Source organism: Roseovarius litorisediminis (assembly GCF_900172295.1).
Classification (GTDB): Bacteria; Pseudomonadota; Alphaproteobacteria; order Rhodobacterales; family Rhodobacteraceae; genus Roseovarius; species Roseovarius litorisediminis.
In genome coordinates this window covers 171,941-190,913 of sequence record NZ_FWFL01000007.1, presented here as the reverse complement: position 1 = coordinate 190,913, position 18,973 = coordinate 171,941, and the positions used below count along the sequence as shown (strand labels likewise).

At 56.3% G+C, this 18,973-nt stretch carries 15 protein-coding genes and 2 tRNA genes; 15 read left to right on the top strand and 2 right to left on the bottom strand.

The genetic code is table 11. The features are described 5' to 3' along the window. A complete protein-coding gene (locus PEL8287_RS14440; RefSeq protein ID WP_085893132.1) occupies window positions 1–2,880 on the bottom strand; it encodes a monovalent cation/H+ antiporter subunit A in 2,880 nt (959 codons plus the stop codon). A gap of 324 nt (window positions 2,881–3,204) precedes the next feature. On the opposite strand from PEL8287_RS14440, the gene PEL8287_RS14435 reads away from it, so the two are divergent. The 9 genes from PEL8287_RS14435 to PEL8287_RS14395 all read left to right on the top strand — a co-directional run bounded on the left by PEL8287_RS14435 (window position 3,205) and on the right by PEL8287_RS14395 (window position 9,480). Further along, window positions 3,205–3,278: transfer RNA gene (locus PEL8287_RS14435), tRNA-Gly, on the top strand. A 337-nt stretch (window positions 3,279–3,615) separates the two neighbouring features. After that, the gene (locus tag PEL8287_RS14430) at window positions 3,616–5,412 is read left to right on the top strand and encodes an ABC transporter transmembrane domain-containing protein (protein ID WP_085893131.1); all 1,797 of its coding nucleotides are present in this window, start codon (window positions 3,616–3,618) and stop codon (window positions 5,410–5,412) included. A 72-nt stretch (window positions 5,413–5,484) separates the two neighbouring features. Next, window positions 5,485–5,901 (top strand): peptidoglycan-binding protein LysM, encoded by a 417-nt coding sequence (lysM, locus tag PEL8287_RS14425; protein ID WP_085893130.1) that lies wholly within the window; start codon window positions 5,485–5,487, stop codon window positions 5,899–5,901. A gap of 445 nt (window positions 5,902–6,346) precedes the next feature. Beyond that, complete coding sequence (locus PEL8287_RS14420) at window positions 6,347–7,231, top strand: carbon-nitrogen hydrolase family protein (protein ID WP_085893129.1); 885 nt, start codon at window positions 6,347–6,349, stop codon at window positions 7,229–7,231. A gap of 83 nt (window positions 7,232–7,314) precedes the next feature. After that, the gene (infA, locus tag PEL8287_RS14415) at window positions 7,315–7,533 is read left to right on the top strand and encodes a translation initiation factor IF-1 (RefSeq protein WP_007205486.1); all 219 of its coding nucleotides are present in this window, start codon (window positions 7,315–7,317) and stop codon (window positions 7,531–7,533) included. A 14-nt stretch (window positions 7,534–7,547) separates the two neighbouring features. Further along, a complete protein-coding gene (locus tag PEL8287_RS14410) occupies window positions 7,548–8,126 on the top strand; it encodes a Maf family protein (RefSeq protein ID WP_085893128.1) in 579 nt (192 codons plus the stop codon). Continuing rightward, entirely contained in the window at window positions 8,123–9,148 is a 1,026-nt protein-coding gene (locus tag PEL8287_RS14405) for a ribonuclease E/G (protein ID WP_085893127.1), read from the top strand. Before PEL8287_RS14410 ends, PEL8287_RS14405 begins: the two co-directional genes overlap by 4 nt. Next, window positions 9,145–9,327 (top strand): DNA gyrase inhibitor YacG, encoded by a 183-nt coding sequence (locus tag PEL8287_RS14400; protein WP_085893126.1) that lies wholly within the window; start codon window positions 9,145–9,147, stop codon window positions 9,325–9,327. The genes PEL8287_RS14405 and PEL8287_RS14400 overlap by 4 nt, the downstream gene beginning before the upstream one ends. A gap of 78 nt (window positions 9,328–9,405) precedes the next feature. Then, window positions 9,406–9,480, top strand: a tRNA-Phe gene (locus tag PEL8287_RS14395). Window positions 9,481–9,835: 355 nt separating this feature from the next. Here PEL8287_RS14395 and PEL8287_RS14390 read toward each other — a convergent pair. After that, window positions 9,836–11,428, bottom strand: a complete 1,593-nt coding sequence (locus PEL8287_RS14390; protein ID WP_085893125.1) for a GMC family oxidoreductase — start codon at window positions 11,426–11,428, stop codon at window positions 9,836–9,838. 109 nt (window positions 11,429–11,537) lie between these two features. Between PEL8287_RS14390 and PEL8287_RS14385 the strand changes: the two genes are divergently transcribed. The 6 genes from PEL8287_RS14385 to PEL8287_RS14360 all read left to right on the top strand — a co-directional run bounded on the left by PEL8287_RS14385 (window position 11,538) and on the right by PEL8287_RS14360 (window position 18,937). Beyond that, window positions 11,538–12,770: a TRAP transporter substrate-binding protein gene (locus PEL8287_RS14385; protein ID WP_085893124.1), complete on the top strand. Its 1,233-nt coding sequence runs from the start codon at window positions 11,538–11,540 to the stop codon at window positions 12,768–12,770. Window positions 12,771–12,874: 104 nt separating this feature from the next. Next, window positions 12,875–13,543, top strand: a complete 669-nt coding sequence (locus PEL8287_RS14380; RefSeq protein WP_085893123.1) for a TRAP transporter small permease — start codon at window positions 12,875–12,877, stop codon at window positions 13,541–13,543. Next, window positions 13,543–14,901, top strand: coding sequence for a TRAP transporter large permease (locus PEL8287_RS14375; protein ID WP_085893122.1), 1,359 nt, complete (start codon window positions 13,543–13,545; stop codon window positions 14,899–14,901). Before PEL8287_RS14380 ends, PEL8287_RS14375 begins: the two co-directional genes overlap by 1 nt. Window positions 14,902–14,915: 14 nt before the next feature. Continuing rightward, complete coding sequence (locus PEL8287_RS14370; protein WP_085893121.1) at window positions 14,916–15,695, top strand: IclR family transcriptional regulator; 780 nt, start codon at window positions 14,916–14,918, stop codon at window positions 15,693–15,695. Window positions 15,696–16,257: 562 nt separating this feature from the next. Next, window positions 16,258–18,228, top strand: a complete 1,971-nt coding sequence (gene acs / locus PEL8287_RS14365) for an acetate--CoA ligase (RefSeq protein ID WP_085893120.1) — start codon at window positions 16,258–16,260, stop codon at window positions 18,226–18,228. Window positions 18,229–18,250: 22 nt separating this feature from the next. Beyond that, window positions 18,251–18,937 carry an adenylate kinase gene (locus PEL8287_RS14360; RefSeq protein WP_085893119.1) on the top strand — a complete coding sequence of 229 codons (687 nt, stop codon included), beginning with the start codon at window positions 18,251–18,253 and terminating at the stop codon, window positions 18,935–18,937. The last annotated feature ends 36 nt before the right edge of the window (window positions 18,938–18,973 follow it).

Sequence of the window (18,973 nt, the reverse complement as noted above, 5' to 3'; positions counted from 1 at the left end):
CTACACATCCCCCTTGGCTACGGGTGAAATAGGGTCAATTGGCTCGTCTCGCGACGGATCAATGTCCATTGCGTGCTCGCTTTCTTTTACATGCGCACGTCGCGCCAGTCGCGAGAAGCTTTCAAGCGACAACATCACCGCACCCACAACTGCCAGAAACACGCCAAGGTCAAACAGGGCAGCGGTGGCCAGCTCAAATTTTTCAAAAGGCGGAATACGCACATAGGTGAAATCCGAGGTCAGGAAGGGCTTGCCGACAAACCAAGATCCGATACCTGTCAGCCCGGCCACCAGAACCCCGGCCCCGATGATTCCGTGATAGGGATAGCGCAGCCGCGCCGAAGTCCAGCTAAAGCCGCTGGCCATATATTGCATCACCACCCCGATCGACACGATCAGCCCGGCGATAAATCCGCCGCCGGGTTCGTTGTGGCCGCGCAGGAAGATGTAAAAGCCCACCATCAGCACCACCGGCATCATCACCCGCGTCAGCACCACCATCATCATCGGATGCATGTCGCCCGCGCGCGGTTGATCAGGTTTGCGGTTCAATAGACGCGACCGCACCGGGCCGGATAACAGCGTTTCAGTCAGCGCGTATATCAACAGCGCCGCGATCCCCAGCACGATGATCTCGCCATAGGTGTCAAAGCCCCGGAAATCGACCAGGATAACGTTCACAACGTTGGTACCGCCCCCGCCCTTGTAGGAATTTGCCAGGTGAAACTCCGAGATGGGTGAAGTCACGCTGTCGCGCAGCAGGTAATGAAACGAAAGCACCGCTGTGGCCAGACCACCTGCCACGGCAATTGCCGTGTCGCGCGTCCGGCGCAGTACGCTGCTTTCAACCGGTGTCCGGTTGGGCAGAAAGTTGAGCGCCAGAAGCAGCAGGATAATTGTCACCACCTCAACGGTGATCTGCGTCATCGCAAGGTCCGGGGCGCTGAAGAACACAAAGCCAATTGAAACCATCAACCCGACGATCCCGATCAGGATCAACGACAAAAGCCGATTGCGATGCAGGAAAGTCAGCCCACAGGTTGCCGCCACCAGCATTAACCACCCCGCAACCGAGATTGCATTGACAGGTTGGATGGCGCGCGTGATTTCTCCGATTGTGCCGGTTCCCCAGGCATGGACACCGGCGGCAATGACCGTAACCGCCATGATGGCACCGTAACGGGTAAATGCGCCATCATGCAGGGGAAGGATCAGGCGGCGTGCGATGGAAACAGCACCAGCAATGACGGCTTCGAAGATCGTTTTGGCCTCGGGGCGTGGTGTGGCATCCCACAGCTTCAGAGCGGGGCGATATGCCGCCAGCAACACAAGACCGCCGGCAACGGCCACGATTGACATGTAAAGGGCGGGCACCAGCCCGTGCCAGATTTTAAGATGCGCCTCGGGCATCACTGCAGCCTCGCCCAGTACGGCCTCGGTGACCAGGCGGACATAGGGTTCGGCCAGAAAGGGGGCCGCGCCGATCACCACCACCAGCACAACCAAAAGCGCCGGGGGCAGCCACATGCCCGAACCCGGATCATGCGGCTTCGACGGGTAATCGTCGCGCACCGAGCCAAGAAACACATGTCCGATCAGACGAAAGCAATAGGCCGCCGAAAAAAGTGAGCCGAATACCGCCAGCCCCGGCACCAGCCAGTGCGACCCGAAAAGAACCGTGTGATATGTCTCTTCCAGCATCATCTCTTTCGACAAAAAGCCGTTCAGCAGCGGGATGCCTGCCATCGACAACGCCGCCAGGGTCGCAATGACAAAGGTGACCGGCATCAGATGCCGCAAGCCGCCCAGGCGCCGGATATCGCGGGTATGTGTCTCGTGGTCGATGATGCCCGCGGACATGAACAGGGCGCATTTGAAGGTGGCGTGGTTCAGGATGTGGAACACCGCTGCCATCGCGCCAAAGGCGGTACCTGTGCCCAACAGCATGGTAATAAGACCCAGGTGGCTGACCGTGGAAAAGGCCAGAAGCGCCTTAAGATCGTGCTTGAACAGCGCGATAACCGCACCCAGCACCATCGTGATCAGGCCCGCGCCGGTGACGATCATGAACCATTCCGGTGAACCCGACAGTACGGGCCACATGCGCGCCATCAGGAATATCCCGGCCTTCACCATCGTGGCCGAGTGCAGATAGGCCGATACCGGTGTCGGCGCGGCCATGGCATGAGGCAGCCAGAAATGAAACGGGAATTGTGCGGACTTGGTAAAACAACCCAGCAAAATCAACAGCAGGGCGGGCACGTAAAGCGGGGATGCCTGAATAAGCTCGCGGTTTTTTAGGATTTCACTCAAGTCATAGCTGCCCACGATCTGGCCAAGAATCAGCATGCCACCGACCATGGCAAGCCCGCCCATGCCGGTCACCGCCAGCGCCATTCGCGCGCCCTGGCGCCCTTCGGGCAGATGCTTCCAATACCCGATCAGCAAAAAGGACGAGAGCGATGTCAATTCCCAGAAAATCAATAAAAGCAGTATGTTGTCGCTTAGGACAATGCCAACCATCGCGCCCTGAAACAGCAGCAGATATGTAAAGAACTCACCCATATTATCGTCACGCGACAGATAAAATCGCGCGTAGGTGATGATCAAAAGGCCAATGCCCAGGATCAGACTGGCAAAGAAAAAGCCCAACCCGTCCAGCATCAGCGTAAAGTTCAGACCCAACGACGGCAGCCAATCAACCCGAGCGGTCACCAGATCGCCCGCAATCACCGCGGGCAGGTTGGTCAGCAGGCCAATAAAGGCAGCGAGTGATACGATAAAGGTGATGCCCGCACAGGCCTGCCGCCCTGCAGAATTCATCAAACCTGGCAAAAGCGCACCTAAAAAAGGCAGGGCGACGATTATAAAAAGGGACACGCGAACTCCTGATAAAGAAATAAGGTCTTATCGCATCGATGATAGTTCTTTGAAGCCAAAATTGAAGCACGAACAGACTCTCTATCACGAATAAATCCAATATCGCCAATGCCGGCGCCAATCTGATACTGAAAACCAAGGGCTCGGTTGCCCAAGGCAGACTGCGCAAATGATACAATAACCCTCTGTCAAGTTCAGGATGTTTCTGCATGAAATTCATCAGCTTCGGCCGTTTGCGACCGTGAAAGGAGCAAGCCGGCCTAATCAAATTTGATCGTGGACTTGACGTGCGAATTGCTATGAAATAGGTGGTGAATCTGTTGAGCGGGCGTTGTGTAGTGGTAAGACCTTAGCCTTCCAAGCTAATGACGCGGGTTCGATTCCCGCCGCCCGCTCCAGAAAATATTCTCTGACAAGTCACCGAAGAATTTCAGTTAAGATTACGGTCTTGCATTAAGATATATGCAATAATTTGGGTTGGTACGTTTGTCTTTAAAGCTGGCGATGTCGTTTCAATTTCTGCCGGCCGCTTCAAATCACTTTCTGTGAAACCCACCTCAATAGAAGACTGCAAGCCATTCGGTTTCAGGGGGCAAGCCCGCGTTGCACCCAGACCGCGAACCTGCCGGATTGTCTGCCGAAGTGCAAATTATCACCCTCTGTGGCTATCTGGCCCCTTGACCCTTGGGGGCGGCAGAGCCAAGAACGGTTTCCGAGTGAAAAAGGAACATCCCCATGGTGCGCAGAGCCGAGAATGGCGCTGATATGCTAGATCGCGAAAAATCGAAACGTGTGGGTGCGCTCGCCGAACTGTGGCCATTCCTGAAGCCCTACAAAATTCTGGCATTTGGTGCGCTGTTGGCGTTGGTGCTGACGGCCAGTGTTTCGCTGATCCTGCCGATGGCGGTGCGCCGCGTGATCGACAATTTCAGTACCCAGGATGGTGCGCTGCTGGATCGTTATTTCACTGCGGCCCTTGGGATCGCTGCGCTGTTGGCCATCGGAACCGGGCTGCGCTACGCGCTGGTCACGCGTTTGGGTGAACGGGTGGTGGCCGATATTCGCAAGGCCGTGTTCGACCGCGTGATCGGCATGAGCCCAGCGTTTTTCGAACGCCTTATGACAGGCGAAGTCCTCAGCCGGATTACCACCGATACCACGCTGATCCTGTCGGTTATCGGCTCGTCAATCTCGATCGCATTGCGCAATTTTCTGATCTTTCTGGGCGGTCTTGGGCTGATGCTGGTCACCTCACCCAAACTTGCCGCCATGGTGCTTCTGATTGTGCCGCTTATTATTGTGCCGATCCTGACACTTGGCCGCCGCCTGCGGGTGCTGAGCCGGGAAAATCAGGACTGGATAGCCAACAGTTCCGGCAGCGCGTCCGAGGCGCTTTTGTCAGTTCAGACCGTTCAGGCCTTTACCCACGAAGGCGCTACACGCGCCAAATTCGCGGATGTGACTGATCACAGTTATGACGCGGCGCGTCGCCGTATTACCGTTCGTGCGGCGATGACTGTCATCGTGATTTTCCTTGTTTTCACCGGTGTGGTCTGCGTGCTGTGGATCGGCGCGCGCGACGTGCGCGCCGGGGGCATGTCTGCGGGCAGCCTTGTGCAGTTTGTGATCTACTCGGTCATGGTCGCAGGCGCCGTTGCAGCCCTGTCGGAAATCTGGGGGGAATTGCAACGTGCCGCGGGTGCGACCGAACGGTTGATCGAGTTGCTACAGGCAAACGACACGGTAACTGACCCGGTGCGCCCAAAGCCGGTGCCCACACCGGTCAAGGGTGCGATTGGGTTTCATGGCGTCAGCTTTGCCTATCCCTCGCGTCCCGGCACGCCGGCGCTGGACGATGTCAGTCTTGACATCAAACCGGGTGAAACCGTGGCGCTTGTCGGCCCCTCGGGCGCGGGCAAAACCAGTATCATCCAGATGATTCAGCGGTTTTATGACCCCGACGTGGGGCAGGTCACATTGGATGGTGTCTCGCTGGCGGACATGGCCCGCGTCGAGTTCCGTCAACATCTGGCGCTGGTGCCGCAGGATCCGGTAATCTTTGCCGCCTCGGCGCGCGACAACATCCGCTTTGGCCGACTGGATGCCTCGGACGCCGAGGTTGAAGAGGCTGCACGCGCCGCTGCCGCGCATGATTTCATCACCGCTCTGCCCGAGGGCTATAACTCTTATGTGGGCGAGCGCGGCGTGATGCTGTCGGGCGGACAAAAGCAACGTATCGCCATTGCCCGCGCCATCCTGCGCAACGCGCCCGTTCTGCTGCTGGACGAGGCGACATCGGCCTTGGACGCCGAAAGCGAACGCGCCGTGCAGCGTGCTGTCGATGCCATGGCCCGCAACCGCACCACCATCATCGTGGCGCACCGTCTTGCGACGGTGAAAAAGGCCGACCGGATCGTGGTGATGGATCAGGGGCGTGTCGTGGCGCAGGGGACCCATGACAGTCTGGTGGTCGAGGATGGCCTTTATGCCCGCCTTGCCCGGCTGCAATTCACCGATGGTGAGGCCGCCTGAAATTGTTTCCCCTTTGCCGGGTCCGCGCACCAGGTAAAGAATGTGCCCATCAAATTGCTATGGAGGCATGATATGGGACTGTGGAATTTCATGAAGACGTCGGGGAAATCGCTTTTCGGGATCGACGACACCCCTGATGCCGACGCCTTGAAAAAAGAGGTCGCGGGTCTGGGTCTGGATGCTGAAGGGCTTGAGATCGAAGTCGACGGCGATGTCGTCAAGGTGACGGGCACAGCGGCCAGTCAGGAAGCCAAGGAAAAGGTGATTCTGGCGGTGGGCAACATTGAAGGTGTCGCGGCAGTCGAGGATAGTGCGGGTGGCAGCGATCCGGTGTTCCACGAGGTACAGAAGGGCGACACGCTTTGGGCCATCGCTAAGAAAACTCTGGGCAATGGCGCACGTTACGAAGAGATTTTCGAGGCCAACAAGCCGATGCTTAGCCACCCCGATAAAATCTATCCCGGTCAGGTGTTGCGCATCCCGCAATAAGGTTGGATTGCCCTTTGGTAAGCGGGGTGTCCAAGAACGGTGCGCGCCTTTGGGCGCGCGCTTTTTGTCTCGTTATCGGCCCCTGGCCGGTGCCTTGGGGCAGGGGCTGCGTGCATAGCCAGCAACGCTGCGGGCGTTTGTGGTGGCTGATTGTTTGCGTAAACCGATCGCGCATCGTGCTACTTTCAGCCAGCGGACTTTGCGCAGACCGCACCAGTCTGTGGCGTGGGGCATTAATAATTTTCACCCAAAGCACTCGCGGGAACTGGTGACCTTATGAAAACTGTGTACAAATCCTGGAGAAATAAAGCGTTTCACGATGAACCTGAATCATGGGTTGTCTCGAAGCGCATGTAACCTATTGATGTTACAGGCGCTTCGAAAAAACTTGTGCCTCAAGTTTATTTCGAAACGCCTTTACACGCCAACCTGCCGGGAGGTTCTGATGAAAATCGCCACTGCTGCCTATCCGCTCGATCCGTTAACAAACTGGGCTGATTATGCGACAAAAATTACGACATGGGTGGCCGATGCGGCAGGGCAGGGTGCCGAGCTGCTGGTCTTTCCTGAGTATGGGGCGATGGAGCTGGCAATGCTGTCCGGGGCCGACGTGGCCGGGGATCTTGAGCAGTCACTGCAGGCGGTGTCCGACCAAATGCCCGACGCCGACGACCTGCACGCCGATCTGGCGGCCAAATTCGGCGTGCATATCCTGTCGGCCTCGGCCCCTGTATTTGACGCCACCATAAGCGACCGTCCGGTCAACCGATCAACCCTGTTTTCCCCCACCGGCGGGCGCGGCATTCAGGACAAACAGATCATGACCCGCTACGAACGCGAGCCGATGAACATGGCCCCGGGCGGGCCCTTGCGCGTCTTTGAGACCAGCCTTGGAAATATCGCCACTTTGATATGCTACGATTCCGAATTTCCCTTGCTGGGCAGGGCCTTGACCGATGCCGACCTGATCCTTTCCCCTTCGTGTACCGAGACGCTTTCTGGCTATTGGCGGGTCCGTATCGGGGCGATGGCACGGGCGTTGGAAAATCAGTGCGTGGCTGTTATGGCCTCGCTCGTCGGGCCTGCGCCATGGAACGATGTGGTTGAGGCCAACACCGGCATGGGCGGCATCTTCGGCCCACCCGATACCGGCTTTCCCGATACCGGAGTGATATCTCAAGGCGCGCTTAACGTCCCCGGCTGGACCTACGCCACTGTTGATCTTTCTGCCGTTGCCCATGTGCGCGTGGACGGTCGGGTTCTAGGCCGCACCCACTGGGACGAGCAACCGGGCCGCGACGCGCATGTCACACCTCAGCGGCTTGGGTGATTATCCCCTTGAAAAAAACGCGGAATAGGCCCATTTAAGGCCTCGTTCCGCGAAAGGGCGGAAAAACTAACAAAGGAGAGACCATGGCCAAGGAAGAATTGCTCGAATTTCCCGGTGTCGTGAAGGAACTCCTGCCGAACGCGACATTCAGGGTCGAGCTGGAAAACGGCCATGAGATCATCGCACATACGGCAGGCAAGATGCGCAAGAATCGCATCCGTGTTCTGGCTGGCGACAAGGTGCAGGTTGAGATGACACCTTATGATCTGACCAAGGGTCGGATCAACTATCGCTTTAAGTAAGCGATTGATATCAAATGCGTTTGATCCTCGGATCGGGCAGTCCGCGTCGGCGGGAACTGCTGGCGCAGATCGGGGTTGTGGCGGATGACATCCGCCCGCCCGATATAGATGAGACCCCCCTGAAGGCCGAATTGCCCCGCCCCTATTGCGTCCGGATGGCGCGGGAAAAAGCGTGGGCGGTACAAGCTGATGCCAATGACATCGTACTGTCGGCCGATACCACTGTGGCCCTTGGTCGCCGAATTTTGGGTAAGCCCGACAATGCCGGTGACGCGGCTGAATTTCTTTTGTCACTATCGGGGCGGCGCCACCGTGTGATCACTGCTGTTGCCATACGCCGTGGAGCGAACCTGTGGGAGCAGGACGTTGTGACAAACGTTAAGATGAAGCGCCTGTCCGACGAAGACCTGAACGCTTATCTGGCTACCGGCGACTGGCAGGGAAAAGCTGGCGGATACGGTATTCAAGGTCCCGCGGGCGCGCTAATCCCTTGGATACAAGGGTCTTTTACAGCGGTCGTCGGTTTGCCACTCGCCGAGACAGCCGGTTTGCTCAGGGCCGCAGGTTACCCGATTTACAAGGAGCATCGATGAAAGGCCGCACCATCGTTCTGGATCACGTTAATGGATTCGAAGCCGCAGCCCTGCTGGCTGACGGCCGTCTGCAAGATCTTTTGCTTGATACCGATCAACCCCGTCCCGGCGCTATCTATCGCGCTATTGCAGATCGCCCCGTCAAAGGGCAGGGGGGGATGTTTTTGCAGACCCCTGATGGATCCGCGTTCTTAAGGCAAATCAAAGGTTTGTCGCCCGGCCAACCTATTTTGGTGCAAGTAACCGGATACGCCGAACCGGGTAAAGCGCTGCCGGTTACGTCAAAACTTCTTTTCAAAAGCCGATATGCCATTGTTACCCCTTCCGCGCCGGGGCTTAATATTTCGCGCACCATCAAGGATGAAAAATTGCGCGACTCGCTTCTTGAGATTGCGCATGCCGAAATGGGTGGCACTGAGATGGGACTGATTCTGCGATCCTCGTGCGAGACCGCGGATGCCGTTGAGATCACGGAAGATATTCGTGCAATGCATGGTCTTGCTCAGGCAATCATGGCAGATGCTACCGGTGCTGGCGCCGAAACACTGACCGAAGGTGACAGTCCGCATGCGCTGGCCTGGCGCGAATGGGTAGCACCTGCCGAGGTGATCACTGATCCCGGGTCTTTTTCCGAGCTTGGTATCCTGGATCAAATCGACGACTTGCGCGGTGCACGTGTTGAACTGTCCGGTGGTGCCTCTGTTTATATCGAACCAACACGAGCGCTTACGGCGGTTGACGTCAACACTGGCGGGGATGCCTCAGCCGCAGCTGGCCTCAAAGCGAACCTTGCTGCAGCGCGGGAACTACCCCGCCAGCTGCGCCTGCGGGGTATTGGCGGGCAGATCACGCTGGATCTGGCCCCCATGGGAAAAAAAGATCGCCGTCAGTTTGAAACGACCTTGCGGGCTGCTTTTCGCACCGACCAGGTGGAAACCGCCCTTGTCGGCTGGACCCCTCTGGGGCATTTTGAATTGCAACGTAAACGCGACCGAATTGCTCTGAGTGAGGTGCCAACGTGACCTGTCCAATCTGTGAAAGAGATGCTGATACAAGGTTTCGGCCCTTTTGTTCCAAACGCTGCGCCGACATTGATTTGGGCAAATGGCTGGATGGTACCTATGCCGTTCCCTCCCGTGACCCCGAGGATATCGAGGCCGCGATCGAAGCGGTCGAGCAGGCGTCGGTGAAACCACATTGAAAATTTTACCAAACCCTCTGGACACCCCCTTCGCCCTCGCCTAGAACGCCGGAACCCGAACGCGTCAGCGTTCCCCGTGCCCGGGTAGCTCAGGGGTAGAGCAGTGGATTGAAAATCCTCGTGTCGGTGGTTCGATTCCGCCCCCGGGCACCACTTAAATAACAAATATCAATAAGTTAGTTGCGTCGTGCTTTCGCTGTCGGTGTACGGCGGTTTTTGACGGGTGTCACTTGGGTGTCACCCGGCCGAACAAGTCGCCTGTGCAATCCAACACGTCCGAAACCAAGATCACCGAAAAATAGGGTTTTGCGGAATCACGTTGGACAAACCATTTTGAATGTTGTGGCGGCAAACAGCGGATATCGAAGCATTTCGAGTTGCAACGGAACCTTCTTCGAAGGTACGCAGGCTTGAAGGGGACGCCTTGCCGAAGGCGGGCAGGGTGATTTGATCCCTTAAAATATCTGCAAGACCGGACTGTCAGCAGGCAGATGTTTCCGCAAACAGTTCAGGCGCCAAGGCAAAGGTCGCTGGCCTTTTCCCCGATCATGATGGCCGGGGCGTTGGTATTTCCGGACACAATTTCGGGCATGATAGAGCAATCAGCAACGCGCAGGCCCTGGATGCCGTGGACGCATAACTTGTCGTCCACCACGGCATCGGCCCCTTTTCCCATCTTGCAGGTGCCGGTCGGATGGTAAATCGACGCTGTATTGCCGCGTGTCCAGTTCAGTGTGGCATCGTAATCATTCATATCCAGATCGGCATGTGGGCGATACTCTTGCGAAATTTTTGAAGTCAGCGGTGCATGCCGGGCAATTTTACGCGCGATGTTGACCCCGGCAACAAGCGTGCGGCAGTCGGTTTCGGTCGACAGGTAATTCGGTATGATCTTGGGGTAGGCCCTGGGATCACCACTGGCCAGCCGTATTTCTCCACGGCTTTCGGGCCGCAATTGACATACTGACATGGTGAATGCCGAAAATTTATCGGCGCCCTTGCCAGGGTTTTCCGCAGACAGAGGCTGGACATGAAACTGAATATCCGGTGTTTCCAGATCACTACGCGTCTTGAGAAAGCCCGTGGCCAAACTGGCGGCCATGGTCATTGGCCCTGAGCGGAACAACACGTACTTCAGACCGATTTTCGCCTGTCCCATCAGCGTGCTGACTTCATCGTTCAGGGTGGGTTCGTTGCATTTGTAGACAAGTCGCGCCTGCAGGTGATCCTGCATTGCCTTGCCAACGCCGGGCAGGTCGTGTTCCACCTTGATACCGTGATGCTGTAGTTGTTCGGCCTCACCAATCCCCGACAACATCAGCAGCTGGGGCGAGTTGATGGCACCGCCGCACAAAATGATCTCGCGACGGGCGGTAATTGTCTGAACGTTTCCGGCGCGGTCTCTGTAGGACACACCTGTGGCGCGCTTGTCTTGGATATCAATCTTGTCGACCTGAGCATGAGTTATAATCTGCAGGTTTGTTCGGTTTTTGACTGGATTGAGATAGGCCACTGCCGCACTGCACCGTCGGCCTTTGCGGGATGTAAGCTGAAAGAAACCGACGCCTTCCTGTGTCGCGCCATTGTAGTCGGGGTTGAACGGATACCCTGCAGCCTGGGCAGCGGCGACCCAGGCATCGGTGATCGGTCTTTGAATGCGCATGTTCGACACCGACAAAGGCCCTTGATCGCCGTGAAATTCGTCAGCGCCGCGTTCGTTGTTTTCTGCGCGCTTGAATAGAGGCAGGACATCGTCCCACCCCCAGCCAACATTGCCCATCTGACGCCAGCGGTCATAATCCTGCGACTGTCCACGAACGTAAAGCAGCCCGTTCAGGGATGAAGAGCCACCCAGAACCTTGCCGCGGGGCCATTCAATGGAGCGTCCGTTCAGGCCGGGGTCAGGCTCGGTCTTATAACACCAATCGACTTTGGGATTGTGGATGGTTTTAAAATACCCGACCGGGATGTGAATCCATGGGTTTGTATCTTTGCCACCCGCCTCAAGCAGGATGACCCGATTGCCGGGCTTGGCACTTAGCCGGTTGGCAATCACACAGCCGGACGAGCCCGCACCGATTACGACAAAATCAGCCTCCAAAATACATCCCTCCGTGTGTTGATGAAAAAAAGTCTAGCCAGAATGAAAGAACTATACTAGCATTTTTTGAAACAAAAAGTCTCAATAATTGACCCTAGGGAGGAATAACATGGGTATCGAGAATAATCTGGGCCGCATTTCACGGCGGGATCTTTTCAGGCTTGCGGGCCAGTATGGTATGAGCTCGACGCTCATGGCGGCCGGCACTTTCGGGGGGGCGATGAGCCTTGCAAACCTGGCAAATGCGGCAGAATCGACTTATGAAAAACGATTTGCCAAAGAGGCCAAGCACACGCTGAAATTTGGTGCAGCCGGCTTTAACGCGCGCAACCTTTTGATTGAACGCGCGGGCGCTCTGGAATTTGCCCGTGATCTTGAATCGCGCACGGATGGCGAGATTCGAATCGAGTTTGTCGGTGACAACCAGATCTGTGGTCAAACGTCCTGCGTTGAAAAAGCCCAGCAGGGTATCGTCGATATCTACGCCGCATCGACCCAGAACTCTGCCGGGGGCGCGCCTTATCTCAACGTGCTGGATTACGCATACATGTTCCCAGGCCGGGCATCGCAATACCACTTCCTCTACAGCCCGGAATCGCAGCGCATTCTGCGCGATCCGCTGGAAAAACGTCACGGGCTGAAATTCCTTTTCAGTCACTGCGAATTGCGCGGTATCCAACTGGGTCTCGGCTGGGAAGACAAGCCTACCGTAACCAAGATTGAAGAGTTGTTTGGCACCAAAAACCGCGTCACCGGCACACAGCTTGGGCGTATCGCGATGCAGGCTCTCAACCTTAACCCGGTGCCAGTGGCCTGGGAGGAAACTCTTGATGGTCTGAAGCAGGGCCTGATTGACGGTGCTGAGACATGGGCCTCGGCCGTGGCTTATGCCAACATGTCGCCGGTGGTCAGCCAATCGGTTGATCTGAAGTTCTTCTGCGGGACCGAACATACCTCGATGAACGCTGGCGTCTTTGATAGCCTGTCAGGCGAGTTGCAGGATGCCGTTCTGGAATCGTCGTATTGGGCGCAGACGCATGTGCAGGCCGCCAACGAGGCAGCGCTTGTCAAAACCGTCGGCCATTCGGACCCGCAGTTGCCGGGCACGATTTTTGCCGAGAACAACGTGCGCAACGCCTTCCTTGCTGATGACCAGATCAAGATGGCCGAAGAAATGTGTTCGCCGGAATTCCAGCCGGATCTCTGGACCGACTGGCGCGAACGCCTGAACAAATGGGCCGGTGGTATCGACACTTATCAGGAAATCTATGACATCGCGCGTCAGGTTCCTGCTGACATGAAGCCGGAAAATGTCGAACCCCGCCGCTGGTGGAAAGCATAAACCCAAGCCAAGCAGTTCGGGCCGGTCTGTTTGAACAGGTCGGCCCGATGGTACCATCTGCCCGATAACGTGGCAGAGGCCATCCATCAAAAGGGGGAGCCAGAATGTCGATCTGGACCGAAGCAGGCGATGCCGCTGCTTCCATACTGACCAACGATTCATTCGAGATGAAATTGGCCTTTAATACCGACGGGGGCTATCTGTTCTTTGGGGTGCTGATACTGATTAGTGCTTTGGGCATACTGGCACTCTTTCGCGCCCTCCCTTTTCTGGACCGCCACCTTGAGCGGTTCATTATCGTCTATTCCTACCTTATCATCGCCTGGATCATTTTTTCCGGCGTTGTCCAGCGGTTTGTGCTGAACGGGCAACCACCCTGGTCATCGACCATTCCGCCCCTCTTGTTTATGGTTATGGTCTGGTTTGGCTGTTCCTATAACGTCAAACTGCGCACTCACCTGAGTTTCAACGAATTCCGTTCGAACATGCCGCGTGTCATGCAGATGGCCACCCTTACACTGGATGCGTTTCTTTGGTTCGGCTTCTGCGTTATCGCGGTAACCACGACGGCGCGTGTCACCGCCAATTCGGCGGCAAACTTTCAGATTGTTCTGGGTACCGACGACGTGCTGCAGTGGTGGTTTATCATCACCGTGCCGATCTCGTTTGTCCTGATGGCAGCCCGCGTACTTGAGAACTATCTTGAGGATATTCGCAATTTCCGCACCGGGGCTCCGTTGATCCAGCAATCTGTTATCGGGGGGGATGTATAATGACCGATGGCAACCTGATCACGCTCATCTCAATCGGGGTGACCTTTTTGTTCATGCTGGGCACACCGGTGCTTTTGGTCATTTTCTACTGGACCATCGGGTGCAGCGCGGTTCTGGGACTGACCTTTGATAACACCGGGTCCGAGTTGATGAACACTTTCAACAAAGGATTTGCGCTGCTGGCTATGCCGTTGTTCATCCTTACCGGCGACCTGATCAACATGTCCGGCATTGCCAAGCGGCTGTCGGATTTCGCCTATGCCTGTCTGGGCTGGCTACGTGGCGGTCTCGCCATGGCGGCCCTTGGGGCTTGCGGGCTTTTCGCTGCCATCTCGGGCTCGAACTCGGCCACGACGGCCACTATCGGTTCTATGCTACACCCTGAGATGGTCAAAGGTGGCTATGACGAGCGGTTCTCGGCGGCCACTGCTGCCGCGGGCGGTACCGTCGGTATCATCATTCCGCCGTCGATCATTTTTATCGTTTACGGTTTCCTGATGAACCTGCCAATTTCGGATCTGTTTGTGGCAGGCATTCTGCCAGGCACCCTGATGGTGGTTGGCATGCAATTTGCCTGCTGGATCATCTGTCGCCTGAATGGCTGGGGCCACCTGATTCCGCTGCAACTGAACCGGGTGCTTAAAACGGCTTTTGGGGCCTGGCTGGGTTTCTTTGCCATTGGTCTGGTGCTTTGGGGCATCTACACCGGAAAATTCTCACCCACCGAGGCGGCAGGCGTGACTGTTGGGTTTTGTATCATCGTCGGGCTGATCTGCTATCCGATTAACAAGATACTAAAGTCTGACGACGACACGCCGGTCACCGAAAAGGGCTTTACCGAGATGTTCGTGGTCGGTGGCTTTACCATAGCCCAAATCCCCGGCATCGTAGTGCGGTCTGCCCAGATCACGGGGATTCTGGCGCCGCTGATTGCGGTGTCCATTGCCATGCAGCAAGTGCTTTCGGCCCTGGGGGCGCAACAGATCATTGGTGATTTCGTAACGGGAATGGGGGGCTACTATGCAGTTCTATTTACGTCGATGGTCATCGTTTTCTTCGCGGGCATGATTTTGGAAAGTCTGCCGGTTACGATTATCCTTGCACCTATCCTGGCGCCAATTGCGGCCTCGGTCGGGATTGATGCGATCCACTTTTCAGTGATTTTCCTGGTGGGGGCCTCGATTGGGTTTATCACACCGCCCTATGGCCTGAACTTATATGTCGCATCGGGGGTAACGGGAGTTCCCTATTTCCGCCTGCTTCGCTATACGGTGCCATACCTTGCAGCGCTGATCAGCGTCTGGGTTTTAGTGGCTCTTGTGCCGGACCTTGCTTTGATCTTGCTTCCTAACAGATAGACGACGAAGTAATAATGCCCGCAGACGGACCAGCCCATAAAGGCCAGCAGCTGCCTACAAACCTGAGGTTACTGCTGATCATGGAAGAGGTGGCCCGTCTGGGGGTTGCCGTGAAACCCTCGGTTCTGGGTGAAAAGCTGGGTTTACCAAAACCTACGATCCATCGACTGTTGCAAACGGCCGAGGCTGAAGGTTTTCTGCAGCGCGATCTGGATGGGAGATCCTACGGGCCGGGGCCGCGCATGCGCGAAATGGCGGTGAATACAATGTCGTCGGTGCATTTAAGAACAGCCCGGCTCGCGATCCTGAAAGGGGTTGCCGAGGAGATCGGTGAAACCTGCAACATCGCCACCCCGGATCGCGAAGGCATGACCTATCTTGACCGTGTTGAAACCAAGTGGCCCCTACGGATCCAGTTGCCGATTGGTACACAGGTTCCGTTTCACTGCACGGCCAGCGGCAAAATGTATCTGTCAACCTTAAGGCCCGCTACGCTAGAGGCCTTCCTGTCAGCGCGTGAGCTGGAAAAACACACCGGTCAGACGAAAACCCAGCCTGAGCAGTTGCGCCGGGATTTACAGGAAATCCGTGAGCGGGGATATTCCACGGACGACCAGGAATTCATGGAGGGAATGGTGGCGGTCGCCGTGCCCATCGTTGACATTCAGCAACGTCTGATCGCCACGCTGGCGGCGCACGCGCCGCTGCAGCGCCAGAGCATTACTGGTCTTTTGGGCTTTCTGCCTGTTCTGAAAAAAGCGGCGGAGAGCCTGTCGCAGATGAACCAAAACTGATCTTTGCCATAAGGTCTTTTGAAAATATCTATCGCTCTTCCTGAAATTTGGCATCTCGACACTGGGGCGCAAAAGGCCATCTGGCATTGTCACGGCTGAACCAGCCGATTTCCGTCAATGGGTTCTGAAATGCATGACGGGTCGCTGCTGGCGTCTTGAGATCCGCGCCAAGCCTGAGGATCCGGTCGAATTGAAAATCTACCCTAGGTAAAATGCCGAGTCGCTTGGATCTTCTTTTTGTCGACCCGAACAGGCAGGTGGCGGGCTCTCATCAGATATTTGTTAATTGGAATTCAGTTTCAGGCGCTGCGTTGCGGCATTGATGAGCGCCAGAGGTTTTCATGAGTGATGCGGGCCTTTGAATTTCAAGAGATAATTCCGATTTGTAAATTATATTACAAAAATGCCCTGCATTACCGTAACTGTATTCACAAAAAAAGTTATTGATAAAAGATGGATAGTATTTTTTTACAAAAATTTCCCTATTGTATACGAAGGGATACAGGAGGCGCTTTTCAAGGGCGCGCATCGAATTTTTTCGTAATGTATGAGGAGAACCGATATGGCTGATCATTCAGCGGATGCTGCAGTAGCAAAAACAATTTACCCTCCATCTGATCTAATTGCTGCAAGTGCGCATGTCGATGCGGACGGATACGAGGCGCTATACAGTAAATCTGTTGAAGACCCCGATGGTTTTTGGGGTGAGCAAGCCCTGCGTCTGGATTGGATCAAGCCATTCAATACCGTCAAGAATACTTCGTTTGCTTATGGCAATGTTTCGATCAAGTGGTTCGAAGAGGGTACGCTGAACGTTGCGGCCAATTGTATCGACCGGCATCTGGCAACCCGTGGTGACCAGACCGCGATCATCTGGGAGCCGGATTCGCCCGAGGACGCAGCACAGCATATTACCTACAAGCAGTTGCATGAAGAAGTGTCGGTGTTTGCCAATGTGCTGAAAGAACTGGGTATAGGTAAAGGCGACCGGGTCGTGATCTATCTGCCGATGATCCCGGCGGCTGCATATGCGATGCTGGCCTGTGCGCGGATCGGCGCCATTCATTCGATCGTATTCGCGGGGTTTTCGGCGGATGCATTGGCAGACCGGATCAACGGATCTGACGCCAAGGTTGTCATCACGGCTGACGGGGCGCCACGCGGCGGCCGCGTGACCCATCTGAAAACCAACTGTGATCAGGCGCTGCGCCGTTGCGATGATCATGTGAAGCTGCTGGTAGTCAAGCGCACAGGCGAGCAGACAACCTGGGACGACAAGCGCGATGTACATTTCGAAGATATCCGCAAAACTGTAACCGCCGATTGCCCGGCTGAAGAAATGAGCGCCGAAGATCCGCTGTTCATTCTTTATACCTCGGGCTCCACGGGGCAGCCCAAAGGTGTTGTACATACCAGCGGTGGCTATCTGACCTATGCCGCGATGACGCATCAATATGTTTTCGACTATCAAGAGGGTGATATTTACTGGTGCACCGCCGATGTCGGCTGGGTCACCGGCCACAGCTATATCGTCTATGGCCCGCTGGCCAATGGCGCCACCACCGTGATGTTCGAGGGCGTGCCAACCTACCCCGATGCGGGACGGTTCTGGCAGGTTTGCGAAAAGCACAAAGTTACCCAGTTTTACACAGCGCCCACTGCCATTCGCGCGCTGATGGGCAAGGGCACCGCGCCGGTTGAAGGCAGTGACCTGAGCAGTCTGCGCATTCTGGGCTCGGTCGGCGAGCCGATCAACCCCGAGGCGTGGACCTGGTACAACGAGAATGTCGGCAAAGGAAAATGCCCGATCGTTGACACCTGGTGGCAGACTGAAACCGGCGGCATTCTGATTGCGCCACTACCCGGTGCCATCCCAACAAAACCCGGTTCGGCCACCAAGCCGTTTTTTGGCGTGCAGCCGATCATTCTGGACGACAAGGGAAATGAACTGGTTGGCGCAACCGAAGGCGTGCTGGCGATCAAGGATAGCTGGCCGGGTCAGATGCGCACCGTCTGGGGCGATCACGAGCGGTTTGTGCAGACCTATTTCGAGATGTTCAAAGGTTATTATTTCACCGGTGACGGCTGCCGCCGTGACGAGGATGGCTATTACTGGATCACCGGCCGCGTTGATGACGTGATCAACGTATCCGGTCACCGGATGGGCACGGCCGAGGTCGAAAGCGCACTGGTCGCCCATGCCGCTGTCAGCGAGGCCGCCGTGGTGGGGTATCCGCACGATATCAAGGGGCAGGGCATCTATGCCTACGTCACTCTGATGGAAGGGGTCGAGGCCACGGAAGAGCTGCGCAAAGAGCTTGAAACATGGGTCCGTACCGAGATTGGCCCGATTGCCAAGCCGGACGTGATCCAATGGGCGCCGGGCCTCCCGAAAACCCGCTCGGGTAAGATCATGCGCCGTATCCTGCGCAAGATTGCCGAAAACGACACCGGTAGCCTTGGTGATACATCGACGCTGGCTGAACCGGCTGTCGTGGACGACCTGATTGCCAACAGTGTTCACGCAAAGTGACACCAGAAAAGGAGATCAGGATATGAGTGGATTGAATTCAGCGCAAAAAGCGCCAAACCTAATTCTGCTTGGTCCTCCGGGGGCGGGTAAGGGTACTCAGGCCCGCATGCTGACTGATGGTCACGGGCTGGTGCAGCTATCGACCGGTGATTTGCTGCGCGAAGCCGTGGCCCGTGGCACATCAGCGGGCAAGGCGGCGGACGAGGTTATGAAGGCTGGCGGTCTGGTCAGCGATGACATTGTCATTGCCATCGTCAATGACCGCCTGGATCAGCCCGATGCGGCGGCAGGAGTTATCTTTGACGGGTTTCCACGCACGGTTGCTCAGGCCGAGGCGCTGGATGGCCTGCTGGCTGACAAGGGGCTGTCTCTGGATGCAGTTGTTTCGCTTGAGGTGCAAGATGACGCAATGATCGAAAGGATCTCGGGCCGGTATACATGTGCGGGCTGCGGTGAAGGCTATCACGACACCTACAAGACCCCTGCCAAGGCAGGCGCCTGTGACCAGTGCGGAGGTACCGAGATGAAGCGCCGCGCCGATGACAATGCAGAAACCGTGGCAGAGCGGCTGAAAGCCTATCACGCCCAAACCGCGCCGCTGATTGCTTACTACGATTTCAAACGTGTTCTTCGGCGCGTTGATGCGATGGACGACATTGGCGCCATCGGTACCCAGCTGAATGCGATTGTCGCCAAGGCAAGCGCATAAGGAAAAGGCCGGTGCAGGATGGTCCTGCATCGGGGT

Bases quoted from the DNA above. Each gene is read 5' to 3' on its own strand.
- PEL8287_RS14430 (WP_085893131.1), top strand. From the start codon at position 3,616: ATGGTGCGCAGAGCCGAGAATGGCGCTGATATGCTAGATCGCGAAAAA.
- lysM (WP_085893130.1), top strand. From the start codon at position 5,485: ATGGGACTGTGGAATTTCATGAAGACGTCGGGGAAATCGCTTTTCGGG.
- PEL8287_RS14420 (WP_085893129.1), top strand. From the start codon at position 6,347: ATGAAAATCGCCACTGCTGCCTATCCGCTCGATCCGTTAACAAACTGG.
- infA (WP_007205486.1), top strand. From the start codon at position 7,315: ATGGCCAAGGAAGAATTGCTCGAATTTCCCGGTGTCGTGAAGGAACTC.
- PEL8287_RS14410 (WP_085893128.1), top strand. From the start codon at position 7,548: ATGCGTTTGATCCTCGGATCGGGCAGTCCGCGTCGGCGGGAACTGCTG.
- PEL8287_RS14405 (WP_085893127.1), top strand. From the start codon at position 8,123: ATGAAAGGCCGCACCATCGTTCTGGATCACGTTAATGGATTCGAAGCC.
- PEL8287_RS14385 (WP_085893124.1), top strand. From the start codon at position 11,538: ATGGGTATCGAGAATAATCTGGGCCGCATTTCACGGCGGGATCTTTTC.
- PEL8287_RS14380 (WP_085893123.1), top strand. From the start codon at position 12,875: ATGTCGATCTGGACCGAAGCAGGCGATGCCGCTGCTTCCATACTGACC.
- PEL8287_RS14375 (WP_085893122.1), top strand. From the start codon at position 13,543: ATGACCGATGGCAACCTGATCACGCTCATCTCAATCGGGGTGACCTTT.
- PEL8287_RS14370 (WP_085893121.1), top strand. From the start codon at position 14,916: ATGCCCGCAGACGGACCAGCCCATAAAGGCCAGCAGCTGCCTACAAAC.
- acs (WP_085893120.1), top strand. From the start codon at position 16,258: ATGGCTGATCATTCAGCGGATGCTGCAGTAGCAAAAACAATTTACCCT.
- PEL8287_RS14360 (WP_085893119.1), top strand. From the start codon at position 18,251: ATGAGTGGATTGAATTCAGCGCAAAAAGCGCCAAACCTAATTCTGCTT.